This window comes from Lysobacter yangpyeongensis (genome assembly GCF_042655745.1).
Classification (GTDB): domain Bacteria; phylum Pseudomonadota; class Gammaproteobacteria; order Xanthomonadales; family Xanthomonadaceae; genus Agrilutibacter; species Agrilutibacter yangpyeongensis.
On the sequence record NZ_JBHSNM010000004.1, the window covers coordinates 30,168 to 49,418 of the forward strand.

The following is a 19,251-nucleotide window of genomic DNA, read 5'->3' on the forward strand; positions in this document are numbered from 1 at the left end:
CACGTCACAATCAGGCCATGAACCAACCGACCGATAACGCCGAATTTCTCGTTTCGCACGCCCGTGTCTGCGACCTGATCGATCGCTTTGAGAGATATGCCAGGGAGAAGTACCTGCTTCCGAACTATCAGGAAGCCGAAGCCCGCAAGGACTTTATCGACCCCTTGTTTAAGGCACTCGGCTGGGACGTCGACCACGAACGCGAGCACAACCCTTACGAACAGGAAGTCAAGGTCGAGCGCGGCCTCAGCGTGCATGATGCACGCAGCCAGAAGCGCGCTGACTACGCCTTCCACCTCGCGCCGAATTTCCGTGACGTGCGTTTCTATGTCGAAGCCAAGAAGCCCAGCGTCGACCTAAATAGAAGTGCCGACGCGCACTTTCAAACCCTGCGCTATGGGTACAGCGCCAAAGCGCCTTTGGCGGTGCTGACAGATTTCGAGCAGATCCGTGTTCTTGACTGCCGGCGTCGCCCGCATCCCGACACCGCTCTCGATCAGACTTACAAAAGTTGGCACTACACCGAGTTCCGTGATTCCGCGAAGTTCGCCGAGTTCTACTGGCTGTTCTCGCGCCAGGCGCACCTAGACGGCTCCTATCAGCGCCGCATCGATGAGTTGCCCAAGCCCAGGGGTGGCGCCAAACAGAGGGGACTATTCAAGGGCGGGTACCAGCCGGTCGACGACAGCTTCCTGGAGGAATTGAGCGATCACCGCGAAGCGCTAGCCAAGGCCTTCAAGAAGGCGGACCAGTCGCTTGATTCGGCCACACTCACCGAGATCGTGCAGCGCACCTTGGACCGGCTGGTATTCCTACGCTTCCTTGAAGACAAGCAAATTGAGACCGACATCCGCCTATCAGACTTCGGCAAGGGCAAGGGCGCGTGGGATGACTTCCGTGCCGCCAGCCGCCGCCTGGACAACATCTACAACGGCATCGTGTTCAAGCCCCTTGATGTCCTTGATGATCCAGGCTTTAACGTCGATAACGGCGTGATTGCCGACATCTGCGAACGACTTTCCGCGGAGAACAGTCCCTACAACTTCGACGCCATCCCCATCCACATCTTGGGCAGCATCTACGAGCGATTCCTCGGCAGCGTCATCCGCGCTACCGAGAAGCGAGCGGTGGTTGAGGAGAAGCCGGAGGTCCGCAAAGCCGGCGGCGTCTACTACACGCCGGAATACATCGTGCGGTACATCGTGGCAAACACGGTCGGCAAGCAAATCACCGGGAAGACGCCGGCAGAAATCGCCAAATTGCGTTTCGCCGACATCGCGTGCGGATCCGGCAGCTTCCTGCTGGGCATATACGACGAACTGCTGCGGTATCACGCCGACTGGTACAACCGACCGGAGAACGACAAGCAGGCGAAAAAGGACGGCTGCGTCAAAACCGAGGACGAGCACTGGCGCCTATCGTTGGCGCAACGGCGAGCCATCCTGTTAAACAATGTATACGGCGTGGATCTGGATCGGCAGGCAGTGGAGGTGGCTCAGCTGTCGCTGTTCCTGAAACTACTGGAGGACGAACGCGCCACCAGTGCGCGGCAGTATCAACTGGACTATGGACGCGATACGAATCTGAAGAGGCTGCTCCCTGACCTAAGCGGCAACATCAAATGCGGCAACAGTCTGATCGGTTGGGACGTGGCGGGGCCGGCCGGGCTGAGCAATGAGGACGAGCAGCGCCTCAATCCGATGAACTACGAGGACGAATTCCCTGCAGTGATGAGGGCTGGCGGATTCGACTCCATTGTTGGCAATCCTCCATACGAAGTCGTCGAAAAAGAGCGAAGTGAAGCCTCTTGGCCGCACCAGGCCTTCATCGATGCCATCAAAACGACTGACTTTTACGATTCTGCACTTGGCGGAAAGCGGAACATGTACCGTTTCTTCGTCGTGCGTACTATCAAGCTCCTTAAAGATGGCGGTCGAACTGGCCTGATCGTCCCATTGTCTCTACTTGCAGACATTAGTTGTGCGGCGACGAGGGCGTACATGATTAATCAGCTGCGCCCTGTGGATATCGACTGTTTCCCTCAGAAGGACAACGCGTCTAAGCGCGTTTTCCGAGACGCAAAGCTGTCCACCATGGTCTACACCGGTCAAGTCTCATCGGCCAACGTAACACTTGACGGTGATGTCAATATTCGTGTTTACCCCTGGAATTCTTTCGACGACGTCCCTCGTAGCTCGACGCTTCTAATGGAAGACATCAAGCTTCTTGATCCTGAAAACTGTCCTATTCCGCTAGTCAGCGGAGAGCAATGGAGTCTCTGTCGAAAGATTCATAACAACCCCAGTGTGGTCCGGTTCGGCGATGCGACTGGCGTTAAAGTTACTCGCGGTGAGATCAACCAGACAAACTACAGAAGGTTCATAACCAGCAGTCCCAAGCACGCGCGCCTTCTTAAGGGCGTCGAGGTTGCTCAATATCGAATTCGTACCGATCGTTCGCAAGGCCAGCAAGAATGGTTTGACGAAGCCGCTTATTTGAAAGAGGCGAAGGCAAAGCCGATTGTCAGACAACAACGAATCGCCACCCAGCGAATCACGGGCGTTGACGAGAGACTGCGGTTGGTAGCAGCCGTCGCGCCCGTGCCGGCCTACTTTGCGGACTCGACAAACTCGATCGTCGTTGACGAAACGTCACCGATTAAACCCAAGTACATCCTTGCTATCTTGAACTCTCGCCTGATGCAATGGCGATTCAAACTGACTAGTACTAACAACAATGTCGGTACGAACGAAATCGAGTCGCTCCCGTTGCTGATTCCAGGCAACGAAGGTGAAAAGAGGCGCCATGACCTCATCGTCGAGAGAGTCGAAGCGCTAATAGTTGCCAAGCAGCAGGAAGCTGATGCCACCGGCAGCGCGAAAGCAGTCGCCGAGCGCAAGTGCAAGGCACTGGAGAACGAGATCAACCGACTCGTCTACCAGCTCTACGATCTGACCGACGAGGAAGTCACCCTGATAGAGGGCTGAAACACGCAGGATGCGTCTTCGGCAACTCGCGCTTGGTATCCGTCTGGCCTCTCCGCTACGCCAAATAGCTGCTAGCCCGGAGGCCTTTCAGCGTCGCTCACTCGACGGGACCTTGGCTAATACCCGCCGGGTGGCCGCTGCCCGCCCGGGTAGCGACTAACAAGGGAATGAATAGGCGCTCCAAGCAGGCGACGCGGCGCGGCGCTTGTCTGGCCACAGGTAGGCTATTAGTATTATTGCTAATGAGCCATGCATGCCATGAATTGCCTAGACGCCGCCCGACGTTTTAATCAGTGCTGCCCGAAAGGATCGACCGTGGAAGTCCTACTCAGGTCTCAGGAGCGACTTCGCATGAAGACCGCTGGGCCTGCATTCGTCTGGGCTGGGCTTGCATTGGTGGAGCTGGAGGGAGGGAAGGGGCCCTACCAAGTCGAGCACGTGCGACTGGCCGATGCTCTCGGCAAAGTTACGTCCGGCGAGAGCTCCGGCGACGTGCAAGAAGCTGCTGGATAGACGCATGGACGCTCACAAGCCGAAAGCACCCATAAAGGGCCGTGGCGCTGCTTCCTATGTTCATGGTCGTTATTCAGTAACGACCACCCATGGGGTCGATGACGGCTGGGGCTCCGTGTATGAAGATCAAGGACCCGAATCGTTGCGGCCGCGCACGGTCGTAACCGAGGAGACTGCCAAGAGCATCATTAGCCGGAACGACTCGCCTGATGTTGGCTTCGCACAGTCTGTTAACCCGTTTAGAGGATGTGAGCACGGATGCGTCTATTGTTTTGCTCGGCCATCTCACGCTTATCTCGATTTGTCGCCTGGTCTCGATTTCGAGACAAAGCTTTTTGCTAAGACTAACGCCGCCGAGCGGCTGCGCGTCGAGCTATCGCGCCCGTCGTACCGCTGCACACCGATAGCGCTCGGCATTAACACCGACGCATACCAGCCGATTGAACGCCGTTATCGCATCACACGGCAATGCCTTGAAGTCTTGGCTGAGACGCGGCATCCATTGAGCTTTATTACCAAGAGCGCTCTCATAGAACGCGACATCGATTTGCTGGCTGCGATGGCGCGCGACCGCTTGGTCAATGTGTATTTTTCCGTTACTACGCTGGAGAATCGGCTCGCCGCGAAGATGGAGCCGAGAGCTTCTGCTCCGCATGCGAAGCTGCGCGCTATGAAGGCGCTGCATCAAGCTGGCGTCCCCGTTGGCGTCATGGCCGCGCCGATGATCCCGATGATCAATGATTGCGAACTTGAGCACATCCTCGAGGCCGCGTACGAGCATGGCGCCCGTGCTGCTGGCTACGTACTGCTACGTCTTCCACACGAGCTAAAGCAAGTTTGGCGCGAATGGCTGGAATTGCATTATCCGGATCGGGCCGCACACGTGATGAGCCTGATTCAACAGATGCGCGGCGGGAAGGATTACGACAGTACCTTTGGCAAGCGCATGCGTGGCGAGGGCCCATTTGCGCAATTGATTCAGCAACGGTTTGCAAAAGCTCATGCTCGACTCGGCTTTGGTCGCTTACCACCCCTTGATACGAGTCGATTCATTCCGCCGCGAGCTCTGTCGGCTCAGGGGGAACTATTCTGAGGTTCGACTCGGGTCTGTTTTTTTGCAGATACGTAGGAGGAATCGCATTCGGCGGAGGCCGAAACGAGACGTTGATCAGCTCCGGCTCTTCACCATCGGGCTGAACGTCTAGGCGTTTCGGAGAACCGCAATTCCTTTGACATCATCCTTCAGTCTTTTGAAAGCTTGACGCCATTTGTTCGCTTCTCTTTCGGCCCTTTCTCTGGCAAGTAAACTCTCGACCTGCACGTCCAGTGCTGCGGCGAGCTGCTCTTTAAGGTGCGCAACTTCCAAGCGCAACTTGGCGATCTTGTCTTGAGTGGTATTCCCGTCTGCACGGGAGGCGCTCTCCATTAGCGCGACTATGCGTGACCTTACTTCCTGATATGCACAGTTCTTGTGTGCGATAAGAGATCGGGATCTCTCTGCTTCTAGTGCCACGTTTGCGAACGTGATCGAGAGTCGTCCTGAGTCAGCCAGATCACGAAGCTTCCTGTTGCGTGGTTTTCCAGCGAGCAGTCGATCGATCGCTGCATTGAAGTCCTGTTCGAGCACGGATCGAGGCGCACGACCCAGCCTCTTAGATGGCGTTGCCACGGACTAATTCCTCTTTGATTTTTTGCTCAGCGCTTGAGAGATCAAAATCTATGCTTCGAAGGAGCGCAGCTGCTTGTCTAGCTCGCTCTCGTATTCTCCGAAATGACGCCGTGTCGCCCCGGCTCTCGGCAAGTCGGAATGCAGTCTCATTCTCCACATACCGTTGCTCCCATTTTGGCACGTGCCTGGCATCCATCCAGAAGCACCTGCATCCAGAGCAAACCCCCTGATCTCTCGTGAGGTAATTCGGATTCTGATGCCCGAGGGGCTTGGCGCCGGTTCTTTTCCAGCATTCCATCTCGCTTGTGGCGAGTGGCAAACATCCGCCGTAGAACGAAAAGCCGCTATGGATGTCGTTATCTCGCACCCATCTGACTGCCTTGCGCCACCCCTGTTCCAGGCTGAGGCCTTCGACAAGCTTCTTGAGCTGACTAGCACCTACTTCAAGACGTTCCGATGCTTGGCCTGCGATCTTCTTTCGGCCGGTCGCCAGCTCGTACATGATCAACGCCGTTTGTTGTGCTGAGACCGAATGAACGGGTTCGACCTGGTTAGGATTTCCTCCCCAGTACCCGGATTCGGTCATAGCCAGAGATACGTGCTGGAACTGCCTTTTTATCGCTGGCAACAAACGTGGATCCACAGAGAGGACATACAACGCAAAGGTCTTTCTAAGTTGATGCGTTGTTAAAATTCGACCCTTGGATTCTCGCCAATCCTTGAGGTCTAGGCTCTGAGTGGGATGCGCTGATTCCTCCGGAAGCTCCGATAAATCGACCCATTCCTCAACAAAGTCTTTGTACATTGCGAGTACGCGATCACGGGTGATTTTCTCAACACCGCTCGGAGTCTTTGGCAATCCTCTCGATGCTCGTAGCGAAACCAGCAGTTGCTTGGAGTTAATGAGCCGTCTGTATGGAGCAAGCAACTCGTCAAGGATGATAATGGCTCGCACTGGAATTGGGAGCTCTTCGGATCCAACCGGCCTTAGGCCGATCTGCCAGCACGTATCCCTCGGCGTTTCCTCTGTCTTGCTTAACTCGGTTTTCAGAACAAAGATTTCATGCAGGCCACTCGCGCTAAGCTTGCACTCGACGCAATGGGGTAACCCGGTGTGAGGATCAACTCCTGCGGGCAGACCACAAAGCTCGCTTACTCGTAAACCGGTAAAGCCCTGGATAGTCAGCATCGCCGCGGATTGCAACGACTTGATCAGGCGAAGTGCTCTTTGCGTGGGTGCCGTGGCACAGGCAGCTAAAGGCGGGTGCCATGAGCGCTCGTCTCCTTCGAACACACTGAACCGCCATTCTTTACAGATCTTGCTCTGACGGTGCTCTCGGGCAGACTCACTTGTTCCATTACCATTTGGATGGCGTCCGGGAAGGCGATAATACGCTGCCTCCATTTCGGCCTGGAGTTCTAAGAGGTCACTCGCCGGCGTGTGTAGAAACCAAGTGGCACGATTTAGAAGCGGCACTGCTACTTCGTCAGGCAGCGGTTGAATCCACCCAAGCTCCTCCGTTGCAATCTGAGTCGCAATGGAATGGGCGCCCTTGTACTCGCCCCATGGCTTTTCGGGCATGGGGCGTATTCCTGCTTCTTCGAGTACCTTCCTCTGGCGCCAAATTGCGTACACGACATTAACCGCCACATATGCCGTGCTTACAGATACTCGTGGCCCTTCTTCGCCCCTCCGACTACTCCTGATAGCAAGGATTGCCGGCAAGTCTTCGAGGTATGCGCTCAGGACATCACGCGTTAGTTCGTGTGGCAAGAAGACGCGATGGTCGACCATCCATGGGACCAGAATCGCTAGGCCCGCCGAGTAGCTGCTAATGGTGGCGGGCTTGACCGCGGCGGCCCGCCTCCCAGGGGCGGCATGCATTGTCCAGACGAAGCGACGTAGCCAGTCGAGCATTTGCTCGTAGCGGGCTTCCATCAGGCTGTCGCCATCTTCTAGCTCAATGTCCCATTTAGCGACTCTTCGATTTGTCGAACCATGCGTCGGGTCATCGAGGTACCAACGGCTATCCCTCCACTGACTCCTACTGGAGATCCAGACGTCTAGTAAATTTTTCGCTGGCCACCTGTGCAGCGGATTAGCCGCGTTTCCTTTAATTATTTCCGCGGTTTGCATTTATACCTACCCGACAGCAGGGAGAATCACCCTAAAACGCTGTGATTCTCGCAATACCGGTTGCGAGATGTGGTCAATTTGTCCGTTCAGATCTATCAATATGGGTTGCCACTTCGTCACCCATGCTTGCGCTGACATGTTTTCTTTTCCCCTCACGATGGCGTCACCCAACGCGACGTAGTAGGCGACGCTAACCGGGTCTTTGTGATCAGTTGAAGCGAGATGACAAGACGGACATTCTCCATAAGCTCTGCAAAGACGATCCTTTCGTTGGCCAGGACGTGGACTATCGTATGGGTCGGCACAGTGATAACCCGGCGTGGCCGAACCCTTGTCCATGTGGTCAGTTCTAGTTGACCGGCGAGTATCAATCACACCAGCCGTGTCCACCCACCGCTTCATCTGATCCACGACCAGGCTCAGCTGTTCGGCTTCCCTCGATCGTGTTCCGGAAGACAGATAGCTCGCTTCAGTTGTGTTGAAGCTGGCATGGTTCATGGCTTGGGAAGCAACCAGCGACCCATGTGCTTGGCCCACTTCATCCGCTTCAGTTGGGCGAATCTGGCTTAGCGTAAATGGCTCAAGGTTGTAATCTCTTATGAAGCTTCTAAGAGCTTGTGCCCAAGCATTTGGGCCTTCTCGTCTAAGCTCTCCCGTAAATGTTTTCGCGGATCTTCTTTCTCCCCATCTTTGGGCATAAACGAATAGTCTTTCTCTTTCTGCAACGGGGAGCTCGGCTCGCAAACGTTGCGTTAACAGTTCCAAGGTCTCGAACCAGGGAAGTACCCATTCTGGATCAAGGTATTTAACTGGGTCGTCCTTGGCCCTCCTCTTTCTTGGACTTACGCGAACAGCCGGAACTCCCATTCTGTCAACTACAGCAACGTCGCTAATTTCTATATTGAGCAGTGATTCCGCGTTGAATCCTCCCTCGATTGCGATGAGGAGGACAAAGGGCACGAGATCCCTGGGCGACGCGTAGAGAAGGCTCCCCAGATACACGAGTCCAAATCCGTTGTTGCCTTTGTTGCTCCTATAGGCCCACTCATAGAGGTCAGGTGCTTCGACCTTCAGTTGCTTATAGTTCGGCAGCGTGTTCGGGTAACGCGTGGTGATCTCTGCCAAATGCACAGCTAGATTGCTGAAGTCTAGATTGCCGTCCTTTATCGCTTTGCGGCCCTCCTCTATGAGACTGACCCCTTTATCAATGCGGGCACGTATTTCCATTGCGTCTCGTTGCGCCGCGACGTCGATCGATTCAAGGTGTTCGCGCCTTAAGCGCTGCCGCGGTACGGATTTTCGGCCGGACATCCGGTATTGGCGCTCAGGGAATAGTTCCAGCACCCTCTCAACTTCATGTCCCCACCTCGGATGCCCCACGAGAGACGATAGGAGCTTTCTTAGCGAGCTCAACGTGTGGCGTCGCGTTGAGGGGTGGCGAACAGCGCCAGTGGCGTTCCTGGAATCAAGCCATTTGATGAATGAGAAGAGCAGTGCCTCATCAAAATCTGCTAAAGCAGCATTCGGATAGTATTGCTCCAGGAATCTAAAGAATCCCCTGCGTAGCTGTCTTGCAGTTTCCATTCTGGTGCCGGGCTCTAGTTCCCTGCCCCATATCAAAAATGCCTGTGCGATTGGCTCGGCTAGTGATTCGAATTGCCTTACGAATCCCAGGTCGATCGCGTGTGATCCAACAGACTTGAGCGGGAATATCACCTTTAGGCATGGAGCACTAACAGTTCCTCGATCTATTCGATGCAGGGTGCCGTGCTCAAGAAGCTGATTGCGTGGCAACTTCGAGTCGCTGCACATACTGCCAACGGACAAACTCTCTGCCTTAGCGGCTTTAACGCGCTTACCGAGGCTTGTGCCGACCGATTTACGCTTCACCTGCGTGACAGTCCGACAAGGTCACGAATGGAGGCGTTGCGAAAGTCGTTATGCGCGTTGACGTATTCGAGATAGATGTCCGTGGTTGTCTTTAGCGACGAGTGCCCGAGTTGGGCTTGGATCTTCTTCCACGGCTCACTGTTTCCCTGCGTTACCTCAGCGTGATATGTCAGAACAGCGTAGGTGTGCCTCAGATCATGGACACAGTGAGCTGGAACCTGTCGGAGGCACATCAGCCCCGTTTCAGGGTCTAGCCGACGTACATTCACGAAGAGTCCTGCCCGCAAGCATGCTGCCCCAAAGATTGCTTCCACACGACGCGGTGTAATGCCCTGTCCTGGAGACTTGCTATCTGCAGTCGAGACGAAGAGCCGCTCTTCGCTTGTTCTTCCTAACGCAACACAGCGCTGACGCTCTCCGCGTACGTAAATCTGCGTGTGTTCTATCAGCCAGCTTGGAACGGAAACCCGTCTTAGTTTGTTGCCCTTGCCGAGAACTTCTATTGAAAAGTGCACCCAAGGGACTGATGGGTCACCGACCAAGTCTGAGAATTGGTCTGCTCGCAGTGAAAGTATCTCGCTAATTCGCAGCCCAACTGCCCATCCCCAATCGGCTATAAGTCGATTCCGGACCGAAGAACCTGCAGGCGCATCGTTCGCATCTGGTCCCATCTCGGACAAAAGTCTTTGCAGCGAGCCGATCGACAGCGGCTTAATCATCGTTCCCGACCGATTGCGTTTTTGCGCAATAGGTGAACGCTTCCTTGTTGGCAGCGCCCCGCTTTTTGTGTGGGCTAATTTGTCATGGTCTGCACGAATTGCTCGCTGAGGCGCTTCACTCTTTCGGATGTCTCCGGCGTACCAGCACCTCCCGGCTGCAAAGTCATAGAACTCAACGACCGCCCCAACGTATTGATACGAGGTACCAGCAGACCGGCGCGCACCGGTCTTCTGGCTTACAGTTGTCTCCAGCGCGGTCTTGTAGTCGTACAAGTCGTCGATTGACGAGTGCTGCCAATCGATGTCCGCAGCTCGGCAAAAGTTGAACCAATACGACAGCGCATACGCGCTGTTTCGACTCGTCGCTATTGATGGCGAGCGCCTACCGAGATGAGCCAAGTACGACGACGGCTGCTCCATCAGTGTCATCTCAGGCCAACGGAACAGGGCGAATTTGCTCGTCCGACAAAGCGGGCTATTGCTACCGATCCGATGGACGACCACTTCAGTGTCCATGCCAACTCATCTGTTCACGAGGTGACAGACGTTAAGCAGAGCATGTGCCCGGTGTCTAGGCCTCTTCTAGGAGGACAGCCTCTTTGGTAAACAGATTCCCTCAGGTACGTATTACGTGCTCGCAGCCGCGGTAGGGATTCACCGACGCGGCGAAGCCGACGTCGGGCGAATCATTGCGGCTGACGACGCTGCGCGCCTGTTCCTCGGTGACGGTGGTGGCCGGACGCGGCGCCTCGGCCTGGTCGGCATAGACCGAACCCCAGCCGTCGTCGGTGCCGTGCGTGGTGGTCACGGCGTAGCGGCCGTGCACGTACGAGGCCGCGCCGCGGCCTTTGATCGGGGCTTGGGGTTTGCGGGCGTCTTCCATGGTTGCGGGGATCCGGCACGCGTGGTTCGCGGCGAAGCGTATTAGCAATACTGCTAACAGGCAAACCGCCGCGTCTGAACGGGGCACGGAGCCGCTCGCGGGCATGGGATACGCTCGCCGCGTCGCGAACGCGCGACGCCGAGGACCCCACGCCGCATGCCCGACGCCCTGCGCGAGTTCTGGACCACGCTGCTCGCCGTGCCGCACCTGCGCCTGTATCTGTCGCTCGCCTGGGCGGTGTACCTGCTGTGGCTGGGCGGCTGGATCGTGCTGCAGAAGCGCGAGCCGGTGGCGACGCTGAGCTGGCTGGTCAGCCTGGCCGCCCTGCCCTACGTCGGCTTCCTGATCTACTACCTGCTCGGTCCGCAGCGCATCCATCGCCAGCGCCTGCGCCGCGTACGCGCACGGGCGAAATTTCCGGCGCTGCCCGAGGGCTGGCACCCCGGTCCCGATGCGCTCGAACTCGCGCGCCTGGGCCAGGCGACCACCGGGCTCCCGCCGACCACCGCGACCGCTGCGCGCCTGCTGATCGACGGCGGCGCGAAGTACGCGGCGCTGCTGCACGACGTCGCCGCCGCGCAGGAACACATCCACCTCGAGTACTACATCTTCGATCCCGACCGCACCGGCGCCGCGCTGCGCGATGCACTGGTCGAGCGCGCGCGCGCCGGCGTGAAGGTGCGGCTGCTGCTGGACGCGGTCGGCTCGGGTCAGACGCCGGCGCGCTTCTTCCGCGACCTGGTGGCGGCGGGCGGCGAACTGGCGTGGTTCCATCCGGCGCGGTTCGGTCAGGTGTGGAAGCGGCCGTGGCTCAACCTGCGCAGTCACCGCAAGATCGTGGTCATCGACGGCCGCATCGCCTACACCGGCGGCATCAACATCACCGACGCCGAAGACGAGCGCCTGCGCGCCGACGCCTACCGCGACCTGCATCTGCGCGTGGAAGGCAACGTGGTGGGTTCGCTGCAGCTCGTCTTCATCGAGGACTGGGCCTACGCCACCGGGCAGGCGCCACTCGCCCTGCCCTCGCCGCAGCCGCACCGCGGGCAGGTGCCGGTGCAGGTGATCGTGTCCGGGCCGGATTCGTCGTGGGAAGCCATCCATCGCCTGCACGTCGCCGCGATCCACGCGGCGCAGCGGCGGGTGTGGCTCGCCACGCCCTACTTCGTTCCCGGCGAGGCCGCGCGCATGGCGTTGACCTCGGCGGCGCTGGGCGGCCTGGACGTGCGCCTGCTGGTGCCGCGGCGCAGCGACAGCCGCCTGGTCACCCTCGCCGCGCGCTCGTATTTCGACGAACTGCTGGCGGCGGGGGTCAAGGTCTACGAATACGGGCCGCGCATGCTGCATACCAAGGCGCTGCTGTGCGACGACGATCGCGCGATCATCGGCAGCGCCAACTTCGACCACCGCAGTTTCCGCCTGAATTTCGAGGTGTCGCTGATGTTCGGCGGCGCGCCGTTGTGCGCCGAGCTGGCCGCGCTGATGGAGCGCGAGTGCGCGGCCTCGGTGCCGGTGCAGATCGGGCGCGCGCGCCCGCTGTTCGCAACCCGTCTGCCCGAGGCGCTGGCCCGCCTGGTGTCGCCCCTGCTCTGACCGGCACATCCGGCGGACGCAAGGCGGGGCGGACGCGACCGGCGGCCGGACGGGGCGGCCCGGCGCAGCGGCCGGCGCCGGTGCCGCGCGCTACACTTGCGCGCAGCACTCTGTGGAGTTGGCCAATGGCCTGGTTGTTACTGCTGCTCGCCTTCGGTGCCTTGTGGGCCGCGCTCACGGCCACCTCGCCCGTCGTCACCATCCTCGCCCTGCTGGCCGGGCTGGTGCTGTTCCTCGGCTTCGTCCTGAAGCTGGCATCGGATCGCATCGGCAGCCGTTCGCGCGACGAAGCCCTGATGCTCGATCCGGAAGAACTGCGCAGGCTGCGCGAACAGGCCGAAGCGCGCCGGCTCGCCGCCGCGCAGAACGATACGGCGCGTTGAACACAGCACTGTGCGCCCGGCGGGTTCGAGTGACCTGCGTGCACTTGCCTGTACCGCGGCGATGACCGTCCTCAGCGTCAACGTCAACAAGATCGCGGTGCTGCGCAATTCGCGCGGCGGTCGCGAGCCCGACGTGGTGCGCGCCGCACGCGCGTGCCTGGACGCCGGTGCGCATGGCATCACCGTGCATCCGCGCCCGGACGCGCGCCATGTCCGCGCCGACGACGTGTACGCGCTGGCCGAGCTGACCCGCGAATACGGCGTCGAATTCAACCTGGAAGGCAATCCGTTCGCGCCGCCGCGCGCGGGGTATCCGGGCTTCCTCGCACTGTGCGAACAGGTGCGGCCGGCGCAGGCGACCCTGGTGCCCGACGGCGATGCGCAGCTGACCTCCGACCACGGCTTCGATTTCGCGCGCGATGCGACGGCATTGCGGCCGCTGGTGGCGCAACTGAAGGCGATGCACTGCCGGGTCAGCCTGTTTGCCGACGCCGACGGTGAGGATCCCGACGACATGCGGCGGGCCGCGGCCATCGGCGCCGACCGGATCGAGCTGTACACCGGCCCGTATGCGGAAGCGCATGCGGCGGGCGATGCGGCGCCGATGCTGGCGCGTTTCGCCGCCGCCGCCCGACGCGCGCAAACCGCCGGGATGGCTGTGAACGCGGGCCACGACCTCAGCCAGGACAACCTCGGCGACTTCCTCGCCGCGGTGCCCAACGTCCAGGAAGTTTCGATCGGGCACGCCCTGATCGGCGAGGCCCTGTACGCGGGCCTGGAGGCGACGGTGCGCCGGTATCTGGCGATCCTGGCCACGGTCTGATCGCCCAACGGGTCTGCGACCGCCGGCGCGCGAGTTCGGGTGTTGCGAGGTTTCCGATCCGGGAACGTCCCCGGCAGATGGCCGGTGTCGTTTCGGGCAGGCTGCGCGCACGGGCCGACACTGCGTCGGCCCGTGCGATTGCGCCCTATTTCTGCTGCAGGGCGATGTTGCCCAGGCCGCTGTGCCGCGCCGCGGCCACGGCGGTGGTGAAGGCTTGGTAATCGGCGTCGGCATTCACCCGGACGTCGAGCACCGTGTTGGGCGCGCGACGCGCTAACTCCTGCAATGCCGCGGCCAGCGCCGGCTCGCCCAGCACGACGCCATCGAGGGCGACGCTGCCGTCGGCCTGCACGGTCAGGCTCGCATGCGGCGGCTTGGCCGAAACCAGCTCCGTTGGCACCTGCGGAAGCCCCAGGTCGATCGAGCGCGTCACCATCGGTGCCGCCACCATGAAGATGATCAGCAGAACCAGCATGACGTCGACCAGCGGCGTGATGTTCATTTCCGCCATCGCCCGATGCGTCGTTCCACGGGTATCGCTCACGAACAAGGATGTCGCCATGGTCCCCCTCCTCTGCCTGCGTTGATGGGCCGCTGTCCGCGTGATCGCGGCAGCGGTGCGCTGGTGAGCGCCAAAGGCCTGATTCACGCTACGCCCGGGGCTGCAACGCGCGCAAGTGATGGTTGGGGTTGAAACCGAAAGCGAGCCGGCGCAAATCGTCGCGACAGGGCGACGACCGGCGCCCGCCGGTGGGCCGCATCGCAGGCGTTCGCGTGCAAAAAAAAACGCCGCCCGAAGGCGGCGCTTTCACGACTTGTTGCGGTAAGTGGATAAGGCAGTTGCCAGGCTTACTGCGGCTGGACGAAGCCGATCTTCTGCATGTCGGCGTTCTTCGCCCGGGCCAGCACCTTGGCGAGGATGCCGTAATCGGCATCCGGATTCACATCGATTTCGAGCAACGGCTGGTTGGTCGGATCCTTCGCCACTTCGTTCTTCATCTGCTGCTCGAGCACGCGGATGTCGACCGGCGAATCGTTCCAGTAGATCGTGCCGCTGGCGTCGATGCGCAGGCTGATCGGCGGCGGCGGCGTCTTGGTCTGCGGCGGCTGGTTGAGCGAACGCTGCGGCAGGTTGACTTCGATCGGGTAGGACAGGATCGGCGCGGTGACCATGAAGATGATCAGCAGCACCAGCATCACGTCGACGAGCGGCGTGACGTTGATGTCGGCCATCGGACCGCCGCCGGAACCACTTGCAAATGCCATGACTGTTTCTCCGGTTTAGCGGTTACTGACCCGAGCGATCCTTGATCGCGACGAAGCCGACCTTGCGCATGCCCTGCTGCTGGGCGATCTGCACCACTTCCTGCACCAGCTTGTACTTGGCGGTCTTGTCGCCACGCACGTTGACCTGGGGCTGCGGGGTCTTCTGCGCCTCGACCGAGAAGCGGCTCTCGATCACGCCCTTGGTCACCGGCTCGTCGTTCCAGTACAACGCGCCGGTGTCTTCCACCGCGATGGTGATCGGAGTGGCCTGGAGCGGGGTTTCGTCGCGCTTGTACAGGTTCGCTTCCGGAAGGTCGACCTTGACCTTATGCGTCATCAGCGGCGCGGTGATCATGAAGATGATGAGCAGCACCAGCATCACGTCGACGAGCGGCGTGACGTTGATTTCCGCCATCGGCTTGCCACCACCACTATCTGAACTGAAAGCCATGTTCGAACTCCGGAGCGACTACTGGGCAGACCTGTGGGCGGTGGATCAGCGCTTGGCGACTTCGCCGACGCGCGAACCGGTCGCGAAGAAGTCGTGCAGGTCGTGGGCGAAGGTGTCGAACTTGTTGTTCGTCACGCGGTTCAGGCGGGTGAAGAAGTTGTACGCCAGCACCGCCGGGATCGCGACGAACAGGCCGATCGCGGTCATGATCAGCGCTTCGCCCACCGGACCGGCGACGGCGTCGATCGAGGCGTTGCCCGAGGCGCCGATGCGGATCAGCGCGCCGTAGATGCCCCACACGGTGCCGAGCAGGCCGACGAACGGCGCGGTCGAACCGACGGTGGCGAGCACGGTCAGGCCGGCTTCCAGGCGCGAGGATTCGCGGGTTACGCCCTGGCGCAGGGCGCGGTCAACGAACTCGGAGCGGTTCAGCGATTCGACCAGACGCGAACCCTCGTGGCGCTGGTGGTGCGCGGCGGCCTGGGCGGCGTCCAGGGCGATCTTCGAGAACGGCTCGAAACGCGGCTGGTCTTCCATGAAACGGATGGCGTCCTGCGCGTTCGGGGTTTCCCAGAACGTGGTGATGACGCGGTCGGACGTGCTCTTCAGGCGCACGTTCTTGATGAAGTTGGTGACGATCCAGTAGATCGACAGGACCGACATCAGGGTCAGGGTCATCAGCACCGCCCAGGAAACGGCGTAATGGCCCGGGTTGCTGATCATTTCCTGCAGCAGATTGCCGAAGCCCATCTGCGACAGAGCGGCGGCGTTCGAGCCGCCGGTTTGGGCCGTCGTGGCGGCGGTGGTTTCCTGCAACATGACGCTTACCTTTTAGTCGTGGAAGGTGGAATTGCTAATTACAACAGTGCTCCCCGGCCGCGCGGGCCGGGGCGATGAAACTTAGAGGTTGAAGACGACCGGGACGCGCACGGTGCTGGGCACCGGCTGGCCGTTTTCCTTGGCCGGGTTGAAGCGCCACTTCTTCTTCTTCGGCGCTTCCTGGGCGGCGCGGTCGAGGTCGCGGTTGCGGCTGGACTTCTCGACGCGGACGCTCAGGACATTACCTTGGGCGTCGATGTCGACCAGGATCACGACGGTGCCGGTGATGCCCGCACGCACGGCCGCAGGCGGGTAGTCCGGCGGGTTCATGCGCTGCGAGGAGGGGTCGATCGAACCGGCGATCGTCTCCGACGGGCGCGGCGGAGCCGGCGGCGACGGCGGCACCGGCGGCAGGTCGACCGGGCTCGGGTCTTCGACCTCGATCGGCGGCTGCTCCGGCGGCGGCGGCAGCGGGGTCGGCTGCGGCGGCGACAGCTGGCGGACCGGCTGCGGCTTGGGCTCTTCCGGCGGCGGCGGCGGCGGCGGCGGGGGCGGCGGCGGCGGACGCACGATGTTCACGATCGTGGTCTCTTCTTTCGCCTTCTCGCTCGGAGGCGCGGCCAGCGGAGCGAGCAGCAGCAGCAGCGCGCCGACGTGAACGGCCAGCGCCATGCTGATGCCGGTGATACGAGCCCAGTTAAGGCCTTCGGACTCGTCGTCGTGGATATGGGATTCGAGGACTTGCGTCATGCGCCGTAGCTCGGGAAGTGTTCCGGACGCCAGGGCGCCGCGGGCGATGTTCGATTCCGGCGCTCGCGGGCGAGATCGCAGGAACCTCCTAGCATATACCAATTCACGCCGGGGCTTCCAAGCGCGAATCGGGATTTTTGTGCGGTAAGGCGCTTATTTTGCCGGCAGCGCCAGGATCTTCTTGGCGTCATCCGGCTTCTTCAAGCCTTTCGCAATGGCCTGCTTGGCGGCTTCCTTTGCCTCGGGGATGCGGTCTTCCTGCCACAGCAGACGGGCGAGGTTGAGATAGGTCTCGCCATCGTCGTCCAGCGGCGCGGCCTTCTTGTACGCGTCGATCGCCGGGATCGGCTGGTCGGAGAAGTAGTACGACTGGGCCAGCGCCAGGTAGGCCTGGTGATCGGGTTTCAGGATGCCCTTGTCGAGGCCTTCCTTGATCACGACCGCCGCCTGCTTCTCCTTGCCTTCCGAATTGAGGTAGGTGGCGTAGAGCTGGCGGTAGTCCTTGTCCTCGGTGAACTGGCCGGCGGCGCGCAGCTTCTCCAGCGTCGCGGCGGCCTGGTCGTACTTGTCCGACTGCAGGTAGACGGCGACCAGGTTCATCTGCGCGCGCTTGTCGTTCGGGCTCTTCGCGGCGACCTTCTCGGCCATCGCGATGGCCTGGTCGGCCTGCCCGCTTTCGGCATACGCCGCCATGAGCAGCTGCTGCCAGTCGGCGCGCGGTTCCGGCGTGGCGTCGATGGCCTGCTTCAGCACCGCCGCGGCTTCGGGGTACTTCTCCATGCGGTACAGCGCGTTGCCCTTGATCACCAGATGCTCGGGGTTCTGGCTCTTGGTTTCGCTCAGGAACTGGTCGATCGTCGCCAGGCCCTCGGGATACTTGTCTTCCTGCAACTGCAGCTGGGCCTTCATCAACATCGCGTTGTAATGGCCGTTGTTGTCCAGGCCATTGAGCGACAGGGCCTTGTCGAGGTAGGCGATGGCCGCGTTGGAGTCGTCCGACTCGTAGGCGATCTGCGCGGCGATCTGCGCGGCGAAGGAACGATCGTAGGCGTTGAAGGATTCGTTGCCGAGGATCTCGTCGGCCATGGCGCGCGCTTCGGCCGCCTTGTCGGCGTCGTACAGCTTCATCATCTTCTGCAGCTTCGGCGTGGCCTTGGCGGACGCCTTCGTGCTGGGCTCCTTGCGGGTCGCGTTCGGGAACGCGTCTTCCTTCTTCTTTTCTCCCTTGTCGGCCTTGGCGGCCTCGCGTTCGGCGCGGCGCTGCTGGGCCCGCTCGGCGGCGCTCTGCGCGCTCGCCTGCGAGATGGCGCCAAAGGCGAGCACGGCAGCCACAGCGGCAGCCAGAACGGTGCGACGGGTAGAAGTGGGGGTCATTGCGATCACCTTTGTTGCTGCCCGCATCGGAAAGCGGCGGGCCAGGGGGCCGCCAAGCTAGCAGAACGGCCGGCCGGGCGATATGGGGTTTTGTGTGCCGCACATGGCTCGTCACCCACACCTGGGCGTATGGCCGCTGCTTCGGGCCTGCTGGTAAACGGGCACCAGGCTGGCCGCGCGGTTGCCCAGTTCCTGGATGCGGGCTTCGGGATTCGGGTGCGTGGAGAGGAATTCCGGCGGCCGGCTGCGGCTGGCGGCAATCATGTTTTCCCACAGGTCCACCGCCTGTCGGGGATCGAAGCCAGCCCGCGCCATCAGCTGCTGGCCGACTACGTCGGCTTCCGATTCCTGGGTCCGGCTGTTGGGCAACAGGAACAGGGTCTGGGCGGCGATTCCGCCCAGCTGACTGGTGGCATTGGCCGCGCCTTCGCCGTAGCGGCCGCCGAGAATCGCCGCCGCGACATTCAAGCCGAACTGCGCCTGCAACTGGCGCGTGATGCGCTCGTCGTGATGGTGCGAATAGACATGGCCCACCTCGTGCGCGACGACGGCGGCGAGCTGGTCCTGATTCTTTGCCACGGTGAAGATCCCGGTGTTGACGCCGACCTTGCCGCCGGGAAGCGCGAACGCGTTGGGCGAGCTATCGACGAACACCGCGGTTTCCCAGCTGAGCCGCTGCCAGTCCGGCGGCAACTGCGCGACCACTTGTTGCACCACGCAGCGCACGTAGGCGCTCTGGTGTGCGTCTTTCGTCTGTGGCGTCTTGGCCTTGGTTTCCGCGAAGGCCTGCGCGCCCAATTGCGCGAGCTGCGATTCGGAAACGCCGCCCACGATCTGGCGGCGCCCAGTCGGGGATGTCGTGGTAGCGCAGCCCGCCAGCGAAGCAGCGATGGCGGCAACGAGCAACAGACGTTTCATCGCGATCTTCCTGAATGGGTGATCGGCGTTGTAGTCCCGGAGGGATTAACGCTTCGTCAACGTTTAGGAACGAATC

Annotated in this window: 17 protein-coding genes; 5 read left to right on the forward strand and 12 right to left on the reverse strand. The window is 60.8% G+C overall.

The features are described 5' to 3' along the window. The first annotated feature begins 17 nt into the window (after positions 1-17). Entirely contained in the window at positions 18-2,987 is a 2,970-nt protein-coding gene (locus tag ACFPN1_RS12160; protein ID WP_386755295.1) for an Eco57I restriction-modification methylase domain-containing protein, read from the forward strand. Between the two features lie 517 nt (positions 2,988-3,504). Then, positions 3,505-4,593, forward strand: coding sequence for a PA0069 family radical SAM protein (locus ACFPN1_RS12165; RefSeq protein ID WP_386755296.1), 1,089 nt, complete (start codon positions 3,505-3,507; stop codon positions 4,591-4,593). A 108-nt stretch (positions 4,594-4,701) separates the two neighbouring features. On the opposite strand, the gene ACFPN1_RS12170 is transcribed toward ACFPN1_RS12165, so the two are convergent. The 5 genes from ACFPN1_RS12170 to ACFPN1_RS12190 all read right to left on the reverse strand — a co-directional run bounded on the left by ACFPN1_RS12170 (position 4,702) and on the right by ACFPN1_RS12190 (position 10,798). Further along, positions 4,702-5,127, reverse strand: coding sequence for a hypothetical protein (locus tag ACFPN1_RS12170; protein WP_386755298.1), 426 nt, complete (start codon positions 5,125-5,127; stop codon positions 4,702-4,704). 25 nt (positions 5,128-5,152) lie between these two features. Beyond that, on the reverse strand, positions 5,153-6,751 hold the full coding sequence (locus ACFPN1_RS12175) for a hypothetical protein (RefSeq protein ID WP_386755299.1): 1,599 nt from the start codon (positions 6,749-6,751) through the stop codon (positions 5,153-5,155). 561 nt (positions 6,752-7,312) lie between these two features. Then, positions 7,313-8,533, reverse strand: coding sequence for a hypothetical protein (locus ACFPN1_RS12180; RefSeq protein WP_386755301.1), 1,221 nt, complete (start codon positions 8,531-8,533; stop codon positions 7,313-7,315). A 659-nt stretch (positions 8,534-9,192) separates the two neighbouring features. Further along, complete coding sequence (locus ACFPN1_RS12185) at positions 9,193-10,431, reverse strand: tyrosine-type recombinase/integrase (protein WP_386755302.1); 1,239 nt, start codon at positions 10,429-10,431, stop codon at positions 9,193-9,195. A 100-nt stretch (positions 10,432-10,531) separates the two neighbouring features. Further along, on the reverse strand, positions 10,532-10,798 hold the full coding sequence (locus ACFPN1_RS12190) for a hypothetical protein (RefSeq protein ID WP_386755303.1): 267 nt from the start codon (positions 10,796-10,798) through the stop codon (positions 10,532-10,534). Positions 10,799-10,954: 156 nt separating this feature from the next. Here ACFPN1_RS12190 and cls point away from each other — a divergent pair, with 156 nt between their 5' ends. The 3 genes from cls (at position 10,955) to ACFPN1_RS12205 (ending at position 13,597) form a co-directional block, all read left to right on the forward strand. Continuing rightward, on the forward strand, positions 10,955-12,391 hold the full coding sequence (gene cls, locus ACFPN1_RS12195; protein ID WP_386755304.1) for a cardiolipin synthase: 1,437 nt from the start codon (positions 10,955-10,957) through the stop codon (positions 12,389-12,391). 125 nt (positions 12,392-12,516) lie between these two features. Further along, complete coding sequence (locus ACFPN1_RS12200) at positions 12,517-12,774, forward strand: hypothetical protein (RefSeq protein ID WP_386755305.1); 258 nt, start codon at positions 12,517-12,519, stop codon at positions 12,772-12,774. Positions 12,775-12,835: 61 nt separating this feature from the next. Then, on the forward strand, positions 12,836-13,597 hold the full coding sequence (locus tag ACFPN1_RS12205; RefSeq protein ID WP_386755306.1) for a pyridoxine 5'-phosphate synthase: 762 nt from the start codon (positions 12,836-12,838) through the stop codon (positions 13,595-13,597). Between the two features lie 145 nt (positions 13,598-13,742). Here ACFPN1_RS12205 and ACFPN1_RS12210 read toward each other — a convergent pair whose 3' ends face one another. From ACFPN1_RS12210 to ACFPN1_RS12240, 7 genes are all read right to left on the reverse strand, one after another. After that, the gene (locus tag ACFPN1_RS12210) at positions 13,743-14,159 is read right to left on the reverse strand and encodes an ExbD/TolR family protein (protein WP_386755308.1); all 417 of its coding nucleotides are present in this window, start codon (positions 14,157-14,159) and stop codon (positions 13,743-13,745) included. A gap of 287 nt (positions 14,160-14,446) precedes the next feature. Continuing rightward, the gene (locus ACFPN1_RS12215) at positions 14,447-14,863 is read right to left on the reverse strand and encodes an ExbD/TolR family protein (RefSeq protein WP_386755309.1); all 417 of its coding nucleotides are present in this window, start codon (positions 14,861-14,863) and stop codon (positions 14,447-14,449) included. Positions 14,864-14,885: 22 nt separating this feature from the next. After that, entirely contained in the window at positions 14,886-15,314 is a 429-nt protein-coding gene (locus ACFPN1_RS12220; RefSeq protein WP_386755311.1) for an ExbD/TolR family protein, read from the reverse strand. Positions 15,315-15,359: 45 nt separating this feature from the next. Then, on the reverse strand, positions 15,360-16,133 hold the full coding sequence (locus ACFPN1_RS12225; protein WP_386755312.1) for a MotA/TolQ/ExbB proton channel family protein: 774 nt from the start codon (positions 16,131-16,133) through the stop codon (positions 15,360-15,362). A gap of 81 nt (positions 16,134-16,214) precedes the next feature. Continuing rightward, positions 16,215-16,883, reverse strand: a complete 669-nt coding sequence (locus tag ACFPN1_RS12230) for an energy transducer TonB (RefSeq protein WP_386755313.1) — start codon at positions 16,881-16,883, stop codon at positions 16,215-16,217. A gap of 153 nt (positions 16,884-17,036) precedes the next feature. Continuing rightward, the gene (locus ACFPN1_RS12235) at positions 17,037-18,257 is read right to left on the reverse strand and encodes a tetratricopeptide repeat protein (protein ID WP_386755315.1); all 1,221 of its coding nucleotides are present in this window, start codon (positions 18,255-18,257) and stop codon (positions 17,037-17,039) included. A 111-nt stretch (positions 18,258-18,368) separates the two neighbouring features. Next, a complete protein-coding gene (locus ACFPN1_RS12240; RefSeq protein ID WP_386755316.1) occupies positions 18,369-19,175 on the reverse strand; it encodes a M48 family metallopeptidase in 807 nt (268 codons plus the stop codon). Between the last annotated feature and the right edge of the window lie 76 nt (positions 19,176-19,251).

Bases quoted from the DNA above. Each gene is read 5' to 3' on its own strand.
- ACFPN1_RS12160 (WP_386755295.1), top strand. From the start codon at position 18: ATGAACCAACCGACCGATAACGCCGAATTTCTCGTTTCGCACGCCCGT.
- ACFPN1_RS12165 (WP_386755296.1), top strand. From the start codon at position 3,505: ATGGACGCTCACAAGCCGAAAGCACCCATAAAGGGCCGTGGCGCTGCT.
- ACFPN1_RS12175 (WP_386755299.1), bottom strand. From the start codon at position 6,751: ATGCCCGAAAAGCCATGGGGCGAGTACAAGGGCGCCCATTCCATTGCG.
- ACFPN1_RS12180 (WP_386755301.1), bottom strand. From the start codon at position 8,533: ATGGAAATACGTGCCCGCATTGATAAAGGGGTCAGTCTCATAGAGGAG.
- ACFPN1_RS12185 (WP_386755302.1), bottom strand. From the start codon at position 10,431: ATGGACACTGAAGTGGTCGTCCATCGGATCGGTAGCAATAGCCCGCTT.
- ACFPN1_RS12190 (WP_386755303.1), bottom strand. From the start codon at position 10,798: ATGGAAGACGCCCGCAAACCCCAAGCCCCGATCAAAGGCCGCGGCGCG.
- cls (WP_386755304.1), top strand. From the start codon at position 10,955: ATGCCCGACGCCCTGCGCGAGTTCTGGACCACGCTGCTCGCCGTGCCG.
- ACFPN1_RS12200 (WP_386755305.1), top strand. From the start codon at position 12,517: ATGGCCTGGTTGTTACTGCTGCTCGCCTTCGGTGCCTTGTGGGCCGCG.
- ACFPN1_RS12205 (WP_386755306.1), top strand. From the start codon at position 12,836: ATGACCGTCCTCAGCGTCAACGTCAACAAGATCGCGGTGCTGCGCAAT.
- ACFPN1_RS12210 (WP_386755308.1), bottom strand. From the start codon at position 14,159: ATGGCGACATCCTTGTTCGTGAGCGATACCCGTGGAACGACGCATCGG.
- ACFPN1_RS12215 (WP_386755309.1), bottom strand. From the start codon at position 14,863: ATGGCATTTGCAAGTGGTTCCGGCGGCGGTCCGATGGCCGACATCAAC.
- ACFPN1_RS12220 (WP_386755311.1), bottom strand. From the start codon at position 15,314: ATGGCTTTCAGTTCAGATAGTGGTGGTGGCAAGCCGATGGCGGAAATC.
- ACFPN1_RS12225 (WP_386755312.1), bottom strand. From the start codon at position 16,133: ATGTTGCAGGAAACCACCGCCGCCACGACGGCCCAAACCGGCGGCTCG.
- ACFPN1_RS12230 (WP_386755313.1), bottom strand. From the start codon at position 16,883: ATGACGCAAGTCCTCGAATCCCATATCCACGACGACGAGTCCGAAGGC.
- ACFPN1_RS12235 (WP_386755315.1), bottom strand. From the start codon at position 18,257: ATGACCCCCACTTCTACCCGTCGCACCGTTCTGGCTGCCGCTGTGGCT.
- ACFPN1_RS12240 (WP_386755316.1), bottom strand. From the start codon at position 19,175: ATGAAACGTCTGTTGCTCGTTGCCGCCATCGCTGCTTCGCTGGCGGGC.